The organism is Actinokineospora sp. UV203 (assembly GCF_056323665.1).
Window position 1 is genome coordinate 2,246,962 of the sequence record NZ_CM150484.1, and the last position, 19,293, is coordinate 2,266,254.

The 19,293-nt window shown below is 71.7% G+C and carries 14 protein-coding genes; 6 read left to right on the forward strand and 8 right to left on the reverse strand.

Annotated features, from left to right (window positions below; all coding sequences use genetic code 11):
* Nucleotides 1-30: 30 nt before the first annotated feature.
* The gene (locus ACUZ2Y_RS10300) at nucleotides 31-1,893 is read right to left on the reverse strand and encodes an Hsp70 family protein (protein WP_476329236.1); all 1,863 of its coding nucleotides are present in this window, start codon (nucleotides 1,891-1,893) and stop codon (nucleotides 31-33) included.
* 16 nt (nucleotides 1,894-1,909) lie between these two features.
* Nucleotides 1,910-3,847 carry an Hsp70 family protein gene (locus tag ACUZ2Y_RS10305; RefSeq protein ID WP_476329238.1) on the reverse strand — a complete coding sequence of 646 codons (1,938 nt, stop codon included), beginning with the start codon at nucleotides 3,845-3,847 and terminating at the stop codon, nucleotides 1,910-1,912.
* Nucleotides 3,848-4,024: 177 nt separating this feature from the next.
* Between ACUZ2Y_RS10305 and ACUZ2Y_RS10310 the strand changes: the two genes are divergently transcribed.
* Nucleotides 4,025-8,587 (forward strand): ATP-dependent helicase, encoded by a 4,563-nt coding sequence (locus tag ACUZ2Y_RS10310; RefSeq protein ID WP_476331707.1) that lies wholly within the window; start codon nucleotides 4,025-4,027, stop codon nucleotides 8,585-8,587.
* A 66-nt stretch (nucleotides 8,588-8,653) separates the two neighbouring features.
* On the opposite strand, the gene ACUZ2Y_RS10315 is transcribed toward ACUZ2Y_RS10310, so the two are convergent.
* From ACUZ2Y_RS10315 to ACUZ2Y_RS10330, 4 genes are all read right to left on the reverse strand, one after another.
* On the reverse strand, nucleotides 8,654-9,262 hold the full coding sequence (locus ACUZ2Y_RS10315) for a VOC family protein (RefSeq protein WP_476329240.1): 609 nt from the start codon (nucleotides 9,260-9,262) through the stop codon (nucleotides 8,654-8,656).
* Between the two features lie 10 nt (nucleotides 9,263-9,272).
* The gene (locus ACUZ2Y_RS10320; RefSeq protein ID WP_476329242.1) at nucleotides 9,273-10,007 is read right to left on the reverse strand and encodes a VOC family protein; all 735 of its coding nucleotides are present in this window, start codon (nucleotides 10,005-10,007) and stop codon (nucleotides 9,273-9,275) included.
* A gap of 130 nt (nucleotides 10,008-10,137) precedes the next feature.
* Complete coding sequence (locus tag ACUZ2Y_RS10325) at nucleotides 10,138-10,908, reverse strand: maleylpyruvate isomerase N-terminal domain-containing protein (RefSeq protein ID WP_476329244.1); 771 nt, start codon at nucleotides 10,906-10,908, stop codon at nucleotides 10,138-10,140.
* Nucleotides 10,905-11,780, reverse strand: a complete 876-nt coding sequence (locus tag ACUZ2Y_RS10330) for an SAV_6107 family HEPN domain-containing protein (RefSeq protein ID WP_476329245.1) — start codon at nucleotides 11,778-11,780, stop codon at nucleotides 10,905-10,907. Before ACUZ2Y_RS10330 ends, ACUZ2Y_RS10325 begins: the two co-directional genes overlap by 4 nt.
* Nucleotides 11,781-12,005: 225 nt before the next feature.
* Here ACUZ2Y_RS10330 and ACUZ2Y_RS10335 point away from each other — a divergent pair, with 225 nt between their 5' ends.
* Nucleotides 12,006-12,515, forward strand: a complete 510-nt coding sequence (locus ACUZ2Y_RS10335; protein WP_476329247.1) for a YbaK/EbsC family protein — start codon at nucleotides 12,006-12,008, stop codon at nucleotides 12,513-12,515.
* Nucleotides 12,512-13,078, forward strand: coding sequence for a GNAT family N-acetyltransferase (locus tag ACUZ2Y_RS10340; protein WP_476329249.1), 567 nt, complete (start codon nucleotides 12,512-12,514; stop codon nucleotides 13,076-13,078). Before ACUZ2Y_RS10335 ends, ACUZ2Y_RS10340 begins: the two co-directional genes overlap by 4 nt.
* Before the next feature lie 7 nt (nucleotides 13,079-13,085).
* Here the strand turns inward: ACUZ2Y_RS10340 and ACUZ2Y_RS10345 are convergent, their stop codons facing one another.
* Entirely contained in the window at nucleotides 13,086-14,774 is a 1,689-nt protein-coding gene (locus ACUZ2Y_RS10345) for a DUF885 domain-containing protein (RefSeq protein ID WP_476329250.1), read from the reverse strand.
* 90 nt (nucleotides 14,775-14,864) lie between these two features.
* Here ACUZ2Y_RS10345 and ACUZ2Y_RS10350 point away from each other — a divergent pair, with 90 nt between their 5' ends.
* Nucleotides 14,865-15,557: an LppM family (lipo)protein gene (locus ACUZ2Y_RS10350; protein ID WP_476329251.1), complete on the forward strand. Its 693-nt coding sequence runs from the start codon at nucleotides 14,865-14,867 to the stop codon at nucleotides 15,555-15,557.
* A 16-nt stretch (nucleotides 15,558-15,573) separates the two neighbouring features.
* Here the strand turns inward: ACUZ2Y_RS10350 and ACUZ2Y_RS10355 are convergent, their stop codons facing one another.
* Nucleotides 15,574-16,458 (reverse strand): methylenetetrahydrofolate reductase, encoded by an 885-nt coding sequence (locus tag ACUZ2Y_RS10355; RefSeq protein WP_476329252.1) that lies wholly within the window; start codon nucleotides 16,456-16,458, stop codon nucleotides 15,574-15,576.
* A gap of 127 nt (nucleotides 16,459-16,585) precedes the next feature.
* Between ACUZ2Y_RS10355 and ACUZ2Y_RS10360 the strand changes: the two genes are divergently transcribed.
* Nucleotides 16,586-17,704 carry a polyprenyl synthetase family protein gene (locus tag ACUZ2Y_RS10360; RefSeq protein ID WP_476329253.1) on the forward strand — a complete coding sequence of 373 codons (1,119 nt, stop codon included), beginning with the start codon at nucleotides 16,586-16,588 and terminating at the stop codon, nucleotides 17,702-17,704.
* A 2-nt stretch (nucleotides 17,705-17,706) separates the two neighbouring features.
* Entirely contained in the window at nucleotides 17,707-19,236 is a 1,530-nt protein-coding gene (gene crtI / locus ACUZ2Y_RS10365; RefSeq protein ID WP_476329254.1) for a phytoene desaturase family protein, read from the forward strand.
* Nucleotides 19,237-19,293: the final 57 nt, after the last annotated feature.

Genomic DNA, 19,293 nt, shown 5'->3' on the forward strand with positions numbered 1-19,293 from the left:
TCGAACACAAAGCCAGGTTCGTCAGAATGCTCAGGTGCCGGGCTGGACGTTGGTGGCGAAGAAGTCGGCCAGCTTGTCCGGGCTGAGGTCTCCCGCATCGGACTTCGTGAGCGTGCCCACGAGCGGGCGGTCCTTGACCGTGAACACCAGCACCCCGACCCCGTCCTTGACGCCGGCGCGCAGCTTGCCGTCGAGGCCGTTGCCCTGCCAGTCGGCGACGACGTGCTCGCCTGCGTCCACCTTGCCGAGCTCGGTCTCCCAGACGCGCTGGACATCCCCGGTGGAACCGGCGTGGGTGTAGGTGACGCGGTAGGCGTCAGGCAGCGAACACGTGACGTCGGCGCCGCGCTCGCAGGTGTTGGCGTCGGGCACGCCGCCCGCCAGCTGTCGCAGACAGTCGGTGAAGCCCTTGTCGTCAGGGGTGCCCTTGGTCGCGCAGGACTGAGCCGTCGGAAGTTCACCCGAGCGTGTGAAGAAGAAAATCCCGCCCGCGACCGCCGCGAGCGCGACCACCGCCGCGACGGCGGCGACCACCAGCTTCTTGCGTCCCGCGGACGCGGCGGGCTGCCGGGGCGGGGTCGGGAAGTTGCCCGCCAGGTTCGGGAAGTTGGCCGTGGACTGCGGGTAGTTCTGCTGGGCGGCGAAGCCACCGGTCTGCGGCTGCTGCGGACTCTGCTGCGCGGCGAAACCGCCTGAGCCCTGCTGGGCCGCGAAACCACCGGCGGGCTGCTGCTGGGCGGGGAACCCTCCCGTCGACGGCTGCGGGAACCGCTGGGCCTGCACTCCCCCGGTCTGCGGCCCGACCTGCGAGGTGCGCATGCTGATGCCCTCTTGGGACACGTTGTGCGCGCCAAGGGCCACCGCGGTCTCCGGCTGGTCAAGGCTCGTGGGCACCACGCGGAGCTGTTCCGCGATCAAAGTCGCGACCAGCGGGATCCGGCTGGAGCCACCCACCAGGTAGATCCCCACAAGCCGGTCCGGCGACAGCCCGGTCGCGCGGATCGTGCCCGCCAGCAGCTCGACGCTGCGCAGCATGCTGGGCCGGATCAACGCCTCCAACTCGGCCCGGGTGACGAGCACGTCGTCGAACGGCTCGGGCATCGGCACCTCGGTCTGCGGGTGCCGCGACAGCGCCTCCTTGGCCGCCTTCACGTCCTCTAGAAGCGCCCGGCGCGCGCGTCGGTCGCCGAGGGACTCAGGGCGCAGCAGCCGCTGCCAGCCGCCCGGGTCGCGGTGGGAAACCTGACGGCCGACGTGTTCGAGGAGCGTCTGGTCTACGTCCATGCCGCCGAGGTCGGGCAGGCCATTCTCGGCGAGCACGGCGAACCCGTTCTGGGTCGCGGCGACGATGGCGACGTCGAAGGTGCCCGCACCCAGGTCGTACACGGCGAGCGCCTGATTGGGCGCGAGGGTGTGACCGAAGGAGGCGAAGTGCGCGGCCGCGGCGACCGGTTCGGGGACCAGCACGAGGTTGGACCCGAGTCCCGACTGTCGCGCGGCGGAGAGCAGCACGTTGCGCCGCACCGGACCCCACTGCGCGGGGTGGGTCAACCGGACCTCATCGGGCTTGGCACCACCGAGCTGACGCGAAGTCTCGTCGGCGACCCGCCGCAGCACCGCCGCGAGCGCGTCGGTGACCGGCACGACGGTGGTGCCCAGCAGCAGCGTGCCCTCGTCGACCCGGCGCTTCGGGTTCGGCTCGAAGCGCGACGGGTCCAGCCGCGCTCGGCGCTCGGCGTCGCGGCCGACGACGAGTCCGCCGTCCTCATCGGCGTAGATCGCGGACGGCATGGTCGCGGACGCGTCCACTTCGATCACCCGCGGCGCGCGCCCGTGCGCAGAGAGCACCGCGACGGTGTTGGACGTCCCCAGGTCGACGGACAGGACGTTCACAGCGCGCTCCCCTTAGTCAGCCGGTGCTGCCCGGCTTGATGTGCTCGTTGAAGTAGGACAGGAGTTTGGTCTTGCCACTCACGGAACCGGTGGCGATGACCCAGCCCATGATGGGCGTGTTCTCGACCGTGTAGATGAGCATCTCGGACCCGGTCGCGATCTCCACCGAGTGGTACTTGCCCGACATGCCCCCGCCGGTCCAGTCGCCGTCGGTGACGTTCTTGGCGCCGGCTTTCAGGCTGGTCAGCGCGGTCTGGACGTTCGCGTCGACCAAGTCGGCGGAGTCGAACTGGATATAGATCGCCAGGTAGTTGCCGCCGATCTTGCAGGTCGCCGACGTCGCCCCCGGGGTCGCGATGGCCTGGCCGCCGAAGTTGGCGCCGGACTCGCAGTCGCCCTTGGTGGCGACCGTGCCCGCGACCTCCCGCATGCACGGGGTGAAGCCCTTGCCGTCGGTCTGCTTGTCCGTGCAGTCGGCGGTCACCCCTCCCGAGGAGCCCGAGGTGGCGATGATGACGCTGACGATGCCGATGACCACGACCGCGACGACCGCGGTCGCGAGGTACCAGACCTTGTTCGACTGCGGCTTGACCTGCGGGGCGGGCTGCGCCGGGAACCGCGGCGGCGCGGGTCTGGTCTGCACCGGCGTCGGCGCCGACGGCGGTCCCGACTGGGCCTGCTGGTGGGCCTGCGGCTGAGGCTGGGGCCGGTGCTGCGGCGGGGGCGGCAGGACGCGCTGCGGACCGCTCTGCGGGAACTGCTGCTGCCGGGCGGCAGGCTTGGCGGGCTGGGCGGCGAATCCGCCGGTCCGCAGCGGCACGATCGCCTGGGTGCGCTGGACCGACTCGACGGTGCTGCTCATGTCGCCCGTGCGCATGGTCACGCCTTCTTGCGGCACGTGGTGCGCGCCGAGTGCGACCGCGGTCTCGGGCTGGTCCAGGCTCGTCGGCACGACCCTGAGCTGCTCCGCGATCAGGTTGGCGACCAGCGGGATCCGGCTCGAACCGCCGACGAGGTAGATACCGACCAGGCGGTCGGGGGTCATGCCGGTGGAGCGGATGGTCGCGGCGAGCAGCTCGACGCTGCGCAGCAACCCCGGGCGGATCATCGCCTCCAGCTCGACCCGGCTGACCAGCACGTCGTCGAACGGCTCTGGCAGCGGAACCTCGGTCTGCGGGTGGCGCGAAAGTGCTTCCTTGGAAGCCTTGACATCTTCGCGCAGCGCGCGCTGGGCGCGGCGGTCTCCGGTGGATTCCGGGCGCAGCAGCCGCTGCCAGCCCGCCGGGTCGCGGTGGGAGACCTGACGGCCGACGTGTTCGAGGAGCGCCTGGTCGACGTCGAGGCCGCCGAGGTCGGGCAGCCCCGCCTCGGCGAGGACCGCGAAACCCTTCTGCGTGGCGCCGACGATGGCGACGTCGAACGTGCCCGCGCCGAGGTCGTAGACGGCGAGCGCCTGACCGGGGCCGAGGGTCTGGCCGGGGAAGGACGCGAAGTGCGCGGCGGCGGCGACCGGTTCGGGGACCAGCACGAGGTTGGACCCGAGTCCCGACTGTCGCGCGGCGGAGAGCAGCACGTTGCGCCGCACCGGACCCCACTGCGCGGGGTGGGTCAACCGGACCTCATCGGGCTTGGCACCACCGAGCTGGCGCGAGGTCTCGTCGGCGACGCGGCGGAGCACTCCCGCGAGCGCGTCGGTGACGGGGACGACCGTGTCGCCCAGCAGCAGCGTGCCCTCGTCGACGCGGCGCTTGGGGTTGGGCTCGAAGCGCGAGGGGTCGAGGCGGGCGCGGCGCTCGGCGTCGCGGCCCACAACCAGTCCGCCGTCCTCGGCCGCGAACACCGCCGACGGCATCATCGACGACCCGTCGACGTCGACCACCCGCGGCGGGCGGCCGTGCGCGGACAGCACGGCAACGGTGTTCGACGTGCCGAGATCCACCGACAGGACGTTCACTGCACTCCCCTCATCGCACCCGACTACACCTCAAGCCCCCGGGTAGTCGTGGCAGATAGTCCCATGCCCGACCTTTCGCGCGGTCGCGGTAGGGAGAAGTGGCAGGCGAAGTTGTCCACAGGCGACGCCGGAGGACTGGGCGCTGTCGGTGCCGTCGGGTAAGCATGACATGTGGCGGTGAACGCGCTCGACCTGTTCACGCCCGCGACGAGACAGTGGTTCGCGGGCGCTTTCGTCGCGCCCACCGATGCCCAGACGGGGGCATGGCGGGCCGCGGCGGCGGGCGAGCACGCGCTGGTCGTGGCGCCGACCGGGTCGGGCAAGACGCTCGCGGCGTTCCTCTGGGCGCTCGACCGGCTGGCCGCAGAGGGCCCGCCGGTCGACGCCAAGCACCGCTGCCGTGTCCTCTATGTGTCTCCGCTCAAGGCGCTGGCGGTCGATGTGCAGCGCAACCTGCGGGCACCGCTGGCGGGCATCCGGCAGGCGTCGCACCGGCTCGGCTTGCCGGAGCCGGACATCACGGTGGGCATGCGGACCGGCGACACACCGGCCGACGAGCGCCGCGCGTTCGCCAGGACGCCGCCGGACGTGCTGGTCACCACGCCGGAGTCGCTCTTCCTGCTGCTGACATCAGCCGCGCGCGAATCGCTGCGCGGAGTGCGCACGGTGATCGTGGACGAAGTCCACGCGGTCGCCGGGGCCAAGCGCGGGTCGCACCTGGCGCTGTCGCTGGAGCGGTTGGACGCGCTGCTGGAGCGGCCCGCCCAGCGGATCGGGCTGTCGGCGACGGTGCGGCCGGTGGACGAGGTAAGCGGCTTTCTTGGCGGCGGTCGGCCGGTCACCCTGGTCCAGCCGAAGATCGGCAAGACGGTGGAGATCCGGGTCGAGGTCCCCACGGAGGACATGACGAGCTTGACCGAACAGCACAACGATGACGCCAAGGACCGGACCACCGCCTCGATCTGGCCGATGGTGGAGCGGCGGGTGCTCGAGCTGGTGCGCCGGCACCGGTCGACGATCGTCTTCGCCAACTCGCGGCGGCTCGCGGAGCGGATGACGGCCCGGCTCAACGAGCTGGCCGACGAGGAGGTGCTCGACCTCGACCGCTTCCCGGCGGAGGCGATCGGGCAGTCCGGCCTCACCACGATGGCCTCGCCGGTGATCGCGCGGGCGCACCACGGCTCGATGTCGCGCGAACAGCGCACGCTGGTCGAGGAAGACCTCAAATCCGGGCGGCTGCCCTGTGTGGTGGCGACGTCGTCGCTGGAGCTGGGCATCGACATGGGCGCGGTCGACCTGGTGGTCCAGGTGGAGGCGCCGCCGACGGTCGCGTCCGGGCTGCAGCGGGTCGGCCGGGCGGGCCACCAGGTGGGCGCGGTGTCGCGCGGCGTGATGTTCCCGAAGTTCCGCGGCGACTTGGTGTCCTGCGCCGTGGTGGCCGAGCGGATGGCTCAGGGCGCGATCGAGGCGGTCCGGTACCCGCGCAACCCGCTGGACGTGTTGGCGCAGCACATCGTCGCGATGGTCGCGCTGGAGCCGTGGACGGTCACCGACCTCGCGACTCTGGTGCGGCGCGCGGCGCCGTTCGCGTCGCTGCCGGATTCGGCGCTGTACGCGGTGCTCGACATGCTGGCGGGCCGCTATCCGAGTGAGGAGTTCGGTGAGCTGCGGCCCCGGGTGACGTGGGACCGGATCAGCGGTGAGCTGCGTGGAAGGCCTGGCGCGCAACGGCTCGCGGTCACCTCCGGTGGCACGATCCCCGACCGGGGGCTGTTCACGGTGATGACCCCGCCGGACGAGCGGGGAGCGGGCTCGCGCGTCGGCGAGCTCGACGAGGAGATGGTCTACGAGTCTCGGGTGGGCGACACGTTCCTGCTCGGCACCTCCGCCTGGCGAGTGCAGGACATCACCCACGACCGGGTGATCGTCACCCCCGCGCCGGGCGAGCCTGCCCGGATGCCGTTCTGGAAGGGCGACGCGCCTGGGCGTCCGCTGGAACTCGGGCGCGCGCTGGGCAAGTTCGTCCGCGAACTGTCCAGTGTGGACGATGCCGCCGCGCGCGATCGGGCGGCGGTGGCCGGGTTGGACGGCTGGGCGACGGACAACCTGCTCGCGTACCTGTCCGAGCAGCGCGAGGCGACCCGGCATGTGCCGGACGACCGGACGATCGTGGTCGAGCGCTTCCGCGACGAGCTCGGTGACTGGCGGCTAGTTGTGCATTCACCGTTCGGCGGGCAGGTCAACGCGCCGTGGGCGCTGGCGATCGGCGCCCGGCTGCGTGAGCGGCGCGGGGTCGAGGCGCAGATCGCGCACGGCGACGACGGCATCGTGATCCGGCTGCCCGACGCGGTCGACGACATGGGCCAAGAGGTCGTGGCGGGTGCCGAGGACGTGCTGCTCGACCCGGATGAGGTCGAGCAGATCGTGGTGGCCGAGGTCAGTGGGTCGGCGCTGTTCGCCGCTCGGTTCCGTGAGTGCGCTTCGCGGTCCTTGTTGCTGCCCAGGCGGGATCCGCGCAGGCGCACCCCGCTGTGGCAGCAGCGGCAGCGTTCGGCGCAGCTGCTGTCGGTGGCGGCGAAGTACGAGCAGTTCCCGGTCGTGCTGGAGGCGATGCGTGAGTGCCTGCAGGACGTCTACGACGTGGGTGGCCTGCGGGAGCTGATGTCGGACGTGCGGGCGCGCCGGGTGCGGGTGGTGGAGGTGCGGACGCAGTCCGCGTCACCGTTCGCGCGCAGTCTGCTGTTCGGGTATGTCGGGATGTTCCTCTATGGCAGTGATGTTCCCCTCGCGGAGCGGCGGGCGGCGGCGTTGTCGCTCGACAGCGCGCTGCTGGCCGAGCTGCTCGGCTCCGAGGCGATCCGCGAACTGCTCGACCCGGATGTGCTGGCCGAGGTGGAGCGCTCGCTGCAGCGGCTCGACCCGAACCGGCACGCCCGGCACGCCGAGGACGCGGCGGACCTGTTGCGGTTCCTGGGAGATCTGTCCGTGGCGGAGGCACAGGCCCGGGGTGTGGCGCCGGAATGGCTCACGGAACTGGAGGCGGCGCGTCGGGTGCTGAGGGTCCGGATCGCGGGCGACGAGCGGTTCATCGCCATCGAGGACGCGGGCCGAGTCCGTGACGCGCTGGGCACGGCGCTGCCGGTCGGCGTGCCCGAGGTGTTCACCGAGCCGGTCGCCGATCCGCTGGGCGACTTGCTTTCCCGCTACGCCCGCACGCACGGCCCGTTCCCGGCGGTGGAGGCCGCCGCCCGGTTCGGCCTCGGCACGTCGGTGGTCACCGGTGTGTTGGAGCGGCTGGCGGGCGCGGGCAGGCTGGTGCGCGGTGAGCTGCGGCCGATCAGCGGCCCGGAACCGCCGGCGGCTGTCGAATACTGCGACGCCGACGTCCTGCGGCGGCTGCGGCGCTCGTCGCTGGCGCGGCTGCGGGCCGAGGTCGAGCCGGTCGAACCGGCGGCACTGGGCCGGTTCCTGCCGAGCTGGCATGGCATCGGCGGCAAGTCCCGCTCCTCCGCGACGGCCGATGATGTGCTGACGGTGGTGGAGCAGCTCGCGGGAGCGCCGATCCCGGCGAGCGCTCTGGAGTCGCTGGTCCTGCCCGCGCGGCTGCCCGGCTACTCCCCCGCCCTGCTCGACGAGCTGACGGCGGCGGGCGAGGTCACCTGGTGCGGCACCGGCGCGCTGGCGGGCGGCGACGGCTGGATCGCGCTGGCACCCGCCGATGTCGCCGACCTGCTGCTCCCCGATGTCGAGGACGCCGTTCCCGACACCCCGCTGCACACGGCGGTTCTGTCCGCTTTGGACGGTGGCGCCCTGTTCTTCCGCCAAGTCGCCGACCGCACCGGCGCCATCCTGCTCGACGGCGGCGCGGAGTCCCCCAACGACCCGGACGTCATCGCGGCGCTGTGGGACCTGGTGTGGGGCGGCCTGATCACCAACGACACCATCGCGCCGCTGCGTGCTTTGGTCTCCGGCAAGGGTGCCGCGCACCGTCCCCGGCGGACAACTCCCCGTGGGCGCTACGCGCGGTTGCGCACCGCCCGCCCGGACATGCCCACTCGCACCGGACCGCCGACCGTCGGCGGCCGCTGGTCCCTGGTGGTCCCCCGCGAACAAGACCCGACGCGGCGCGCCCACGCCCGGGCCGAGGCATTCCTTGAACGCCACGGGGTTCTCACCCGCGGCGCGCTGGATACCGAGCGGGTCACGGGTGGCTTCAGCGGCATCTACAAGGTGCTGCGGGCAATGGAGGAGTCGGGCCAGATCATCCGCGGCTACGTCGTGGAGGGCTTGGGTGCTTCCCAGTTCGCCGCCCGCGGCGCGGTCGACCGCCTGCGAGCCCTGTCCCGTGCCGACCCGGCCGAGGCCCCCGAATTCCCCGCGACCGTCCTCGCCGCCGCCGACCCGGCCCAGCCGTACGGCGCGGCACTCACGTGGCCGGAACCGTTGGGGGAGGGCAAACACCGCCCAGGCCGCAAGGCCGGTGCCCTGGTGGTGCTGGTGGATGGCGTCCCCGCCATGTACGTCGAACGCGGCGGCCGCTCCCTACTGTCATTCACCGACGCGGAACCATCCCTGCGCGCCGCCGCCGAAGCCCTCTCCCGCGCCGTCCGCGACGGCTGGCTCGGCTCCCTGTCCGTACAGAAAGCAGACGGCGAAGTCGCCCTGACCTCAGCCCTGGCCACCGTCCTCCGCGACGCCGGTTTCCGAGCCACACCCAAGGGCTTGCGCCTACGCGCTTAGACCCACCCTCAAAGCAGAGCGGTGCGGGTCGCGGGAAGAGAATGTTCGCGAGACCGAAAGGCCGGCTCAGCCATCCCCGTAGAACTCGTTACCTTCCGGATCGACATGAACCTCAGCACCAACCGGCCCCACAGCCAATCGGACTCGGTTCCTGAAGACCTTCGGCTCCCCCACTCGAACGAACTCCAGCCACGGCCCAGCACCTTCAAGCGAAGCGAAGTCATCGGTCACGCGCGCCACCCGACGGCCGGCGATGGCCGACCACGCCGTGGCCTGCGTCGCGGGCGAAAGGGCGTCGACCACGATCGCGGCCACCGGTCCGGTCGCCGCGTATTCGGGGCGGGGTTCCAGGACGCAGAACTCGTTGCCCTGCGGATCCCGCAGCACCACCCACGGGGTCTGCCCCTGACCGATGTCGGCGTGGGCGGCGCCCAGGGACAGCGCGTGGGACACGGTTTCGTCCTGGTCACCCGCCGACTGGGACTGGGACGCCAGGTCGAGGTGGATCCGGTTCTTCACCGTCTTCGGCTCGTCCGCGGACACGAACGTCAGCGTCAGCTCAGGGGCGTGGACTTGCGCACCGTCGAGCGGGACGTGGAGCAGGTCGGCCCAGAACTTCGCCAGTGCCAACGGATCGGCACTGTCCACAACGACGTTCACTTGGCCGGTCGACACGTGCTCGACACTAGCGGCCGAAGCGGCGGACCGGGATGTCGATCGCCGGTTCGCACACCAGGTTGAACTCGTTGCCCTCGGGGTCGGCCAGGACGCGGTCGGACAGCCGGGTGGCACCGAGTGCGAGCAGCCAGCCGACCGGGTCCTCGATGTCGGTGGGGAACATGTCGAACTGGATGCGGTTCGGTGTGCGCTTCGGGTCGGGCACGCGGAGGAATTCGATCCAGGGGCCGTGGGTGTCCAGGGGGCGCAGGGCGGCCGAGTCCTCGCAGACGTGCACCACGGGCCACCCGGTCGCCGCCGACCAGAAGTCGGCGACGCGGGCCGGGTCGACCGAGTCGATCACGACAGCGGCGAGCGGGCCGGTGTCGGTGTAGAGCTCCCGTGGTTCGAGGACGCAGAACTCGTTGCCTTCGGGGTCCTGGAACACCGTCCACGGCATGGCCGGGCCCTGACCGATGTCGACGACTTGGGCGCCGATGTCCGCGGCGAGCGAGGTGAGGACCTGGTACTCGTGTGGGCTCTCGGTGGCAAGGTCGACGTGGATGCGGTTCTTGGCGGTCTTGGCACCGTGCGCGGGGACAAACACCAGGTCAAGGTCGCAGCCACCGATCTCCGGCCCCACCAGTCTGCGTCCGCGGGCACCGTCGGGAACGGCGGTGCCGCCGAGCATGACGTACCAGAACTCGGCGGCGGCACTCGGATCCGCCGCTTCGATCACGACGCTCGCCAGGCGGGTGGACATACCGGACACGGTAGCCGCGTACGCGACATCGCGTTTTGACATCCACCCCCTGACGCGCCGACCAGCACTTTCGAAGATCACGCGGCAAACCATCATCGGTGGCCGCGCGGGGGCCAACGCCCGATCGCGGTCAGCGGGTGGCGAGGCGCAGGAGGGCCCACATCTGGGAGGAGATGTCGAGATCTCCCTCAAGGGTGAGCGATCTGTCGAACACCGCCCGCCTGCCCCATAACCACAGGTACAGCTCTACCGCGTCGCCGCTGACTGAGGCGTCCGCGGTTTCGGCTTCGGCTGCCGTCGCCCGCGTGGCCTTGGTGCGGACCGGGCCCAGGGTGGCGAGCCAGAACGTGTCTCCCGCCTTGATGGCGACGGTGCCGCGGCGGGTGCCGGAGACCCCGAGAACCGACAGGCGGTGGGTGAACCACAGCCGCAGGACCTCGTCGATGCCGTCGAGTGCCACTTCGGGCTCGACCAAGTCGATCTCCCCGCCCGCCGCGGTCTGGACGTCGATGCGGTGGACGATGCTCTCGTGGGCCATGCGGCGACGCCAGAAACCGTAGTGGTGCTGCGCGGGGTCCCAGGTGGGGCAAGGTTCGTGGGGGTCGTGGGTGACAAGTTCGCCGAGGAGGGCCCGCAGGCCGTCGCGGAGGTAGTCCTCGACGGTCTGGTCGCCGAGGGGTTGGCGCTGCCAGGACGTCGGGCGGTCACCTGCCCGAATCCAGGACACCACGGTCCGGTAAACGCTGCCGACGTGCCGGACCGTCTCGCCGATGTCCAGGCCGGGGCAGCCGGGAATGGGGCGGTCGTGGTCGGCGACCTCGGCGGACGCGGCGAGCAGGCCTCCTTCGTGTTCGAGGATGTCGAGGTATCTGTCGTAATCCAGGAGCGGCGTCCCGCTCATCGCCTGTCGCCGTGCACGGCACGGTGGACGAGGGCGATGAACTGCCCGGACTGGCGGACCAGGTCGTCGGCGGCGCGGGGACCGACGCGGCTGGTGATGCCCGCCTGGACGGCGGCGCGGGTGGTGGAACAGGAGGCGAAGAACGCCGCCCACTCCCGCATCTCCGGGGCGACCGAGGAGAGCAGGGTCCACACACTGGTGGGCTTGGCACGCCCCCGGTGCGGCCGCCCACGGGCGGCGAGCAGCGCGGCGGCGGCGCGAAGCGCGCAGAGGTAGGCGTCCGCGAAACGCTGGGCGGGCTGGGGCTGCCGGACGGCCGCGGTGAGCCCCTGCTCGGCTTGGGCGAGCAGCCCGAGCGCGGCCGGGGGTGCCGCGGGCACGAGGCCCCGCTCATCCTGCGCGGGCGACTGACCGGACCGTGCGCGAGGGAGGGTGGTCCGACTCTGAGATCCGAGGACCGAGTCCGGGCCGCCGACTTGGCGCTCCCGCGCGGAGTGGGCGGGGATGCCCGAACCGGCGGTGGTGCCCTCGCGAACCCACGCGGGCGAGACCGACGCAGCCGCACGGCCACCACCCGGCCGCACCGGCGCAGCGGTGGCACCGGTGGCCCCGGCAGCAGTGGGGGCGGTGGCTGGTCCTCGCTCCCCTTGCGCGGGTACCGGGGTGGCGGCTGGGTAGACGCCCAGGTCAGGCTGGACAACGGCCCCCGACACACCGGCCGCTGACACACCTCGCGGTGTCGGGGCGATGCCATCGTGGGATCGGGGGTGGGATCGGGCATGCGTGGCAAGCGGGTCGAAGCCCAACTCGGCTTGGGCGTACCCGTCCGACGCTGTTGCCGGGGTGACTGGGAAGTCCAAGGTGCTGGTCATCGTGGCCTCCTCGCAAGATTTCCGTCACGGCTGGTGACGGGCGGCGCCGAGGGGAAGCCGGCGGCGCTCGGTGGTGAGGCGCTTCCCCCGCCCCACCACCGAGCAGATTCGAACTAGTGTTCGAACAATGTCAGCCTAACCCGACGGCCCGCCTGCTTCAAGCAGGCTCGGTGTGACCTGTGGACTACTTGCCCACGACCAGATCAGGGATGGTGAGATGGAGCGGTGAGCACACTCGAACATCCCGCCGTGGCCAAGGTCGCCGCGGCGCTGCGCGAAGCGGGGATGGACCAGGCCGCCGACGGGATCCGGATCCTCGACGCCGACGTGAAGACCGCCAACGCGGCCGCGGCCGCGTTGGGGGTGGACGTGGGGGCCATCGCCAACAGTCTGATCTTCCGCACCGACAGCGGCCCGCTGCTCGCCCTCACCTCCGGCGCGCACCGGGCCGACACCGAGTTGCTGGCCGAGCTGGCCGCCGTGCGGGAAGTGGGGCGGGCCGACGCCACGTACGTCCGGGAGCACACCGGCCAGCCGATCGGCGGAGTCGCCCCCACCGGCCACCCGGCACCCCTGAAGACGCTCGTCGACCGCCATCTCGGGCGCCACGCCGTGGTGTGGGCCGCCGCGGGCCACCCGAAGTCCCTGTTCCCCACGACGTTCGCCGAGCTGGTGACGCTCACCGGGGGCACGGCTGCGGATGTCGCGCGCGAAGAGGATGATCGGGCATCGTGACCGCCGCCCCCTCCCCCCGCGTCGACCGGTTCGCCGAGCTGAGCTCCGACGAGCTGCGGGTCCGCCTGCGCGAGGCGTTGGCGCTCTACGTCACCGCCATGCGCTACCCGAAGGGCACAGTTGAGCAACGGGCCCCGATGTGGCTCGCGCACATGCTCCGCGCGGGCTGGCGCTGTGTGGCCGCCTTCGACAGCGACGACCGCATGACCGGCATCGCCTACGGCTACCGGGGTTCGCCCGGGCAGTGGTGGCACGAGCAGGTGCGCCGCGGCGTGACCGAGAACCGGGGGCCCGCTGTCGCCGAGGCGTGGATGTCGGACTACTTCGAGCTGACCGAGCTGCACGTGCTCCCGGACCGCCAGGGGCAGGGCATCGGCGAGGAACTGGTGCGCAGGCTGGTCTCCGGGGCGGACATGTCCAACGTGCTGCTGTCCACCCCGGAGGGCCCCTCCCGCGCGTGGCGTCTCTACCGGCGGCTCGGTTTCGACGACGTTCTGCGCGATTACCAGTTCACGGGCGACCCACGCCCCTTCGGTGTCCTGGGCCGCCCACTCCCCCTATAGCGACCCTCTAAATAGCCGCGAGACGGGTGCGCAGGGTGTCCAAACCCATGGCGCCCATCTCGAGGGCCCGCTGGTGGAACGTCTTGAGCGAGAAGTTCTCGCCCTGCCGCGCCTGGTACTCGTCACGGGCCTGCAGCCAGAGGCGTTCGCCGAGCTTGTAGGTCGGGGCCTGGCCCGGCCAGCCGAGATAACGATCGATCTCGTCGTGCACGTGCGCCTTGTCGGTGATCGTGCGGGCGAGCAGGAACTCCAGCCCCAGCTCGGGGGACCACCGCTCGCCGTCGTGGAAGCCCGCGCCGCGCGGGATCTCCAGCTTCAGGTGCATGCCGATGTCGACGATCACCCGGGCCGCGCGGAAGATGTTGGCGTCGAGCATGCCCAACAGGTCGCCGTCGTCCTCCAGGTAGCCGAACTCGCGCATCAGGCGCTCGGCGTAGAGGGCCCAGCCCTCGCCGTAGGCGGGCACCCAGGTGAGCAGGCGCTGGAACTTGTTGAGGCTCTCCCCCTGCGACACCGCGGTGGCGATCTGCAGGTGATGCCCGGGCGCGCCCTCGTGATAGACCGTGGTGACCTCGCGCCAGGTGGAGAACTCCTCCCGGTCCGCGGGGACCGACCACCACATGCGCCCCGGCCTGCTCCAGTCGTCGGTCGGGCCGGTGTAGTACGCGCCGACGCCGCCGCCGGGCGGGGCGATCTTGCACTCCAGCCGCATGATCTCGTCGGAGATGTCGAAGTGCACGCCCCGCAGGTCGGAGAGCGCGCGGTCGGACAGACCCTGCATCCACTCCTCGAACGCCTTCTTGCCGCGCACCTGGTAGCGGGGGTCGGCGTCGAGCTTGGCCGCCGCGTCGGCGATGGTGCCGCCGGGCGCGACGCGGCCCGCGACCTCCTTCATCTCCGTCTCGAGCCGGGTGAACTCCGCCCAGCCCCACTCGTAGGCCTCGTGCAGGTCGAGGGTGGCGCCGGTGTACTCACGCGACCAGAGCCGGTAGCGCTCCTCGCCGACGGCGTCCTCACCGCTCGACTTGGGGGCCAGCTCACCGGTCAGGAAGTCGGCGAGGTCGCCGTAGGCCTCGGCGGCGACCTTGGCGCCCGCGTCGACCTCGGCGCGCAGGGCGCCTTCGGCGACCCCGTCCGCGCTTTCGGCGAACACGGCGAAGAACGACTTGGCGTCACCTCGGCCCGCCCAGGTCTGGCACTGCTCGGCGGTCTTGGTGATCTGGCGCAGTGCCGCGACGTCGCCTCGGGCCGCGGCGAACCGCAGCGACTCCTGGTAGCCGGCGAGCGTCGCGGGAACGGCGGACAGCCGCTTCGCGATCACCGCCCAGTCCTCGGCGGTGGCGGTCGGCATCAGGTCGAACACCTGCCGCACGTCCTGCGCGGGGCTCGCGATCACGTTGAGGGTGCGGTAGAACTCGCCCGCCTCGTGCAGCTCGGCCTCCAGGCCTACCCGTTCGAGGAACACCGCCTTGGCGTTGGTTTCCGACACGTCGGCAGGTTCGGCGGCGGTCATCGCGGCCAGCGCGGCCGTGGCGATCGCCGCCCTGCGGTCGACCCCCTCCGGCGACAAGTCGGGAAGTTGATCGTCGTACCCGGCGATGCCGAGGTAGGTGGCGAGCATCGGCTCCGCCGCGGCCGAGTCGTCGACATAGGAATCACTGATCTTGTGCACGTCGGCGTGCGGTAAGGACACCATGCCTCGCACGCTACCGTCCGGTCACCGCCCGCAGACAACCGATAAACAGCCGGGCAGCGGTGGAGGGCACAGAGCCGGCAGGATGGCCGAGTGCATCAGGCCATCCCCCGTTTTCCCAGGTGGGCCGCATTCGCCCTACTGAGTCTGCTCGCCGCGCTGACCTTGTCCGGCTGCGTCCGGGTCCAGGCATTGATGACCGTCTCGGAGAACGACCTCGTCTCCGGTCAGCTCGTCATCGCCGCGGTCTCGATCAAGCAGGGTGACACCGGTCCCGCGCTGAAGGTCCCGCCCGAGCTGGCGGGCAAGGTGAAGACCCAGGTCTACGCCGCCGACGGCTACGTCGGGCAGACCATCTCGCTGCAGGAGCTGACCTTCGCCGAGGTCGGGATCCTGTCGGACTCGATCACCGTCGGCAAGCAGTACCGGCTGAGCTTCCGGCGCGCGGGCGACCTGGTGACGATGGCCGGTTCGGTCGATCTCACGGAGCTGCCCAAGGACCGCGCCGACGTGCAGTTCAAGGTGACGATGCCGGGGACGGTCAGCCGGACCAACGGGGTCAACGACAACGGGACGATCAGCTGGAAGCCGAAGCCGGGCGCGGTCACCGAGTTCAACGCGACCGTGCAGTACACGGATTCCTCGGGCGTCTCGTGGACGAAGTGGGTCACGATCGTGGGCGCGTCGGCCATCGGTGTCGCGCTGCTGGTCTTGGCGCTCGCGCTGTTCACCCACCGGCGCACGGTCGCGCGCGAGCGGCTCGCCTCACGTGAGCGCCTCGGCTGACTAGGGCTCGGCTGACTCAAGCCCGGCTGGGCACCAAACCGAGCCGCCCCACCACTTCCCGCGTCGCCTTGGCCCGGTTGAACGTGTAGAAGTGCAGGCCCGGCACGCCTTCGGCGATGAGCCGCTCGCACACCTCGGTGACCAGGTCCATGCCCTCGGCCCGGAACGCGGCCGCGTCGCCGACCAGCGGGTCGAGCCGGGCGGCGATGCGGGCGGGCACGGGGGCGCCGGAGAGCTCGACGGTCTTGGCCAGGATCTTCGGGGTCGTCAGCGGCATCACGCCGGGCAGGAGCAGGGCGTCGCTGCCCCTCGCGGCGACCCGGTCGCGCAGGCGCAGGAAATCCTCCGGTTCGAAGAACAACTGCGCGATAGCGAAGTCGGCTCCGGCGCGGAACTTGCGGAGCAGGTTCTCGGTGTCGGCGTCGACGTCGGCCGACTGCGGGTGTCCGTAGGGAAACGCGGCAACGCCCACACAGAAGTCGCCGAGTTCGCGCACCAGCGCGACGAGTTCGTCGGCGTAGTTCAGGCCGTCGGGGTGCGCGACCCACGGGCCGTTGGGGTCGCCGGGCGGGTCGCCGCGCAGGGCGAGGATGTTGCGGATACCCAGGGCCGCGTACCAGCCGATGACGTTGCGCAGTTCGGCGACGGAGTGGCCGACCGCGGTCAGGTGGGCCATCGAGACCAGGGTCGTCTCGCGCGCGACACGGCCGGTCGTGCGGATGGTCCGGTCGCGGCTGGAGCCGCCCGCGCCATAGGTGACCGACACGAACGCGGGGTCGTAGCCCTCGAGTTCGCGGATGGCGTTCCACAGCCGCCGTTCGTCCGCCTGGTCCCTCGGGGGCATGAACTCGACCGAGAAAACCGGCCTGTCCGAGCGGATTCGCTGCAAAACGGTGGTCATGTACTGAAGAGTATCGGGCGTCCGAGCGTTGGGACAGAACTCCCATACTTTGGAAGAAGGTCGCCGGACGTCACATCCGGGCACCCCCGCTGGTGCCGACTTCTTCGTTACAGCGGACCATAGCGGTGTGCAGCAGGCACCGGAAACCCCGGTATTCGACCCAGAGTCCATCGACGGCGCGGTCGCCGATCACGTCGAACGTGCCCTCGCCGACTACCTGGCCACCCGCCACGCGGGGATGGCCGAGGTGGCACCGTCGTTCGGCTCCGCGGTGGCGTCGCTGGCCGAGTTCGTGCTCGGCGGCGGCAAGCGGCTGCGGCCGACCTTCGCGTGGTGGGCTTGGCGCGGCACGGGCGGCGCGGGCGCGGGCGAACAGGCCGACGCCGTGCTGCGCGCGGTCAGCGCCCTGGAGCTCATCCAGGCCTGTGCCCTGGTGCACGACGACCTGATGGACGCCTCCGCGATGCGCCGGGGCAAGCCGACCGTGCATGTCTCCTTCACCGCCCGGCACCGCGAGCGCGGCTGGCTGGGTGAGTCCGAGCGGTTCGGCGCGGCCGCCGCGATCCTGCTCGGCGACCTCGCCCTGGCGTGGGCCGACGACATGTTCGCCTGCTCCGGCGTCGACCCGGTGCGCCAAGCCGACGGCCAGGTGCCGTGGCGGGCGATGCGCGCGGAGATGCTCGCCGGGCAGTATCTCGACGTGCTGACCCAGGCCAAGGGCGACGAGTCGGCCGAGGCGGCGCTCAGCGTCGCACGGATGAAGACCGCCGCCTACACCGTCGAACGCCCGCTGCACCTCGGCGCGGCGCTCGCGGGCGCGCCCGAACCGACGGTCGCCGCGCTGCGCTCCTTCGGCGCCGACGTCGGCCTGGCGTTCCAGTTGCGCGACGACCTGCTCGGCATGTTCGGCGACACCGACGTCACCGGCAAGCCCGCGGGGGACGACCTGCGCGAGGGCAAGCGGACCCTGCTGATGTCGGTCGGCCTGGCCAACGCCGACGCGGCCGGGCGCACGGCCGACGCGGCACTGCTGCGGGGCGCGCTCGGCGACGACGACCTGACCACGGCGACCGTCGAGCGAGCCCGTGAGCTGCTGACCGACCTCGGCGCCGTCGCCGAACTCGACCGCCGCATCGACGAGCTGACCGGGGCCGCGCTCGACACCCTGGCCGCCGCCGACCTCGACGTGCCCGCCGGAAAGGTCTTGTCCGACCTCGCCGTCGCGGCCACCCGCAGGGCGCACTGACCGTGGCCGACCGCAAGACCGTCCCCGGCCGCACCGACCACGTCGTCGTCGTGGGCGCGGGCCTGTCCGGCCTCTCGGCCGCGCTGCACCTGGCAGGCACCGGCCGTGAGGTGACCGTGATCGAGTCCGCCGCGAAGCCCGGCGGGCGCGCGGGCCAGGAGACGATCGAGGGCTACCGGGTCGACACCGGCGCGACCGTGCTGACCATGCCCGAGCTGATCGACGAGGCGTTCGCCGCGGTCGGGACGTCGCTGGCCGCCGAGGTCGACCTGATCAAGCTGGACCCGGCCTACCGGGCCCGCTTCGCCGACGGCAGCACGATCGCGGTGCACACCGACGCCGCGGCCATGGAGGCCGAGATCCGCGAGGCGGCCGGACCGCGCGAGGCCGAGGGCTACCGCAGGCTGCGCACCTGGCTGACCGACCTCTACCAGGTCCAGCGCGACCGGTTCATCGGCGCCAACTTCGACTCCCCCACCGACCTGGTCGGCCCCGAGCTGGCCCGGCTGGCCGCGCTCGGCGGCTTCGGCAGGCTCGGCCCCGCGGTGGGCCGGTTCTTGTCCGACGACCGGTTGCGCAGGCTGTTCTCGTTCCAAGCGCTCTACGCGGGGGTACCGCCGAGTCGCGCGTTGGCGGCCTACGCGGTCATCGCCTACATGGACACGGTCGCGGGCGTGTCATTCCCGCGCGGCGGGGTCGGCGCGGTGGCCGAGGCCATGGCGGGCGCGGCGGCCCGTGCGGGTGTGCGCGTGCGGTATTCGACCAGCGCGGCCTGGCTGGAGCGGGTGGGCACCCGGGTCGGCGCCGTGCGCACCACGACGGGTGAGCGGATCGCGTGCGACACCGTCGTGCTGACCGCGGACTTGGCCGCGAGCTACCGGCTGCTCGGCGTGACGCCGCGCCGACCGCTCGCGCTGCGCTACTCCCCCTCGGCCGTCGTGCTGCACACGGGCACCACGCGGTCATGGGCCGAACTGGACCACCACACGATCTTCTTCGGCCGCGCCTGGGAGCGCACGTTCCAGGAGATCACCCGCAAGGGCGTGCTGATGAGCGACCCGTCGCTGCTGGTCACCCGGCCCACCGCGACGGATCCGACGCTGGCCCCCGAGGGCAGGCACCAGATCTCGGTGTTGGCCCCGTGCCCGAACCTGCGCACCGGCCCGATCGACTGGCGCCGGATCGGGCCGCGCTATCGTGATGATCTTGTTCGGGTGTTGGAGCAGCGCGGCCTGACCGGGTTCGACTCGTCGATCGAGATGCAGCGGCTGGTCACGCCCGCCGACTGGGAGGCGGCGGGCTTGGCCGAGGGCAGTCCGTTCTCGGTGGCGCACACTTTCGCCCAAACTGGACCCTTCCGGCCGAGGAACCTGGTCCGGGGTGTCGATAATGTGGTCCTCGCGGGAAGCGGGACGACACCCGGGGTGGGGATCCCGCCGGTGGTGATCTCCGGCAGGCTCGCCGCCCAGCGGATCGCCGGGCGACTGGTGACCGCGACGGGAGTGCGGGGGCAATCCGTAAGCGGACTGTGAGGTTCCGCGAGCGGGTTTCATCGCCGCCGACAGCGATAATGCTGCGGCGGGCGGCGG

Bases quoted from the DNA above. Each gene is read 5' to 3' on its own strand.
- ACUZ2Y_RS10345 (WP_476329250.1), bottom strand. From the start codon at position 14,774: ATGGTGTCCTTACCGCACGCCGACGTGCACAAGATCAGTGATTCCTAT.
- ACUZ2Y_RS10325 (WP_476329244.1), bottom strand. From the start codon at position 10,908: ATGAGCGGGACGCCGCTCCTGGATTACGACAGATACCTCGACATCCTC.
- ACUZ2Y_RS10355 (WP_476329252.1), bottom strand. From the start codon at position 16,458: ATGACCACCGTTTTGCAGCGAATCCGCTCGGACAGGCCGGTTTTCTCG.
- ACUZ2Y_RS10320 (WP_476329242.1), bottom strand. From the start codon at position 10,007: ATGTCCACCCGCCTGGCGAGCGTCGTGATCGAAGCGGCGGATCCGAGT.
- ACUZ2Y_RS10330 (WP_476329245.1), bottom strand. From the start codon at position 11,780: ATGACCAGCACCTTGGACTTCCCAGTCACCCCGGCAACAGCGTCGGAC.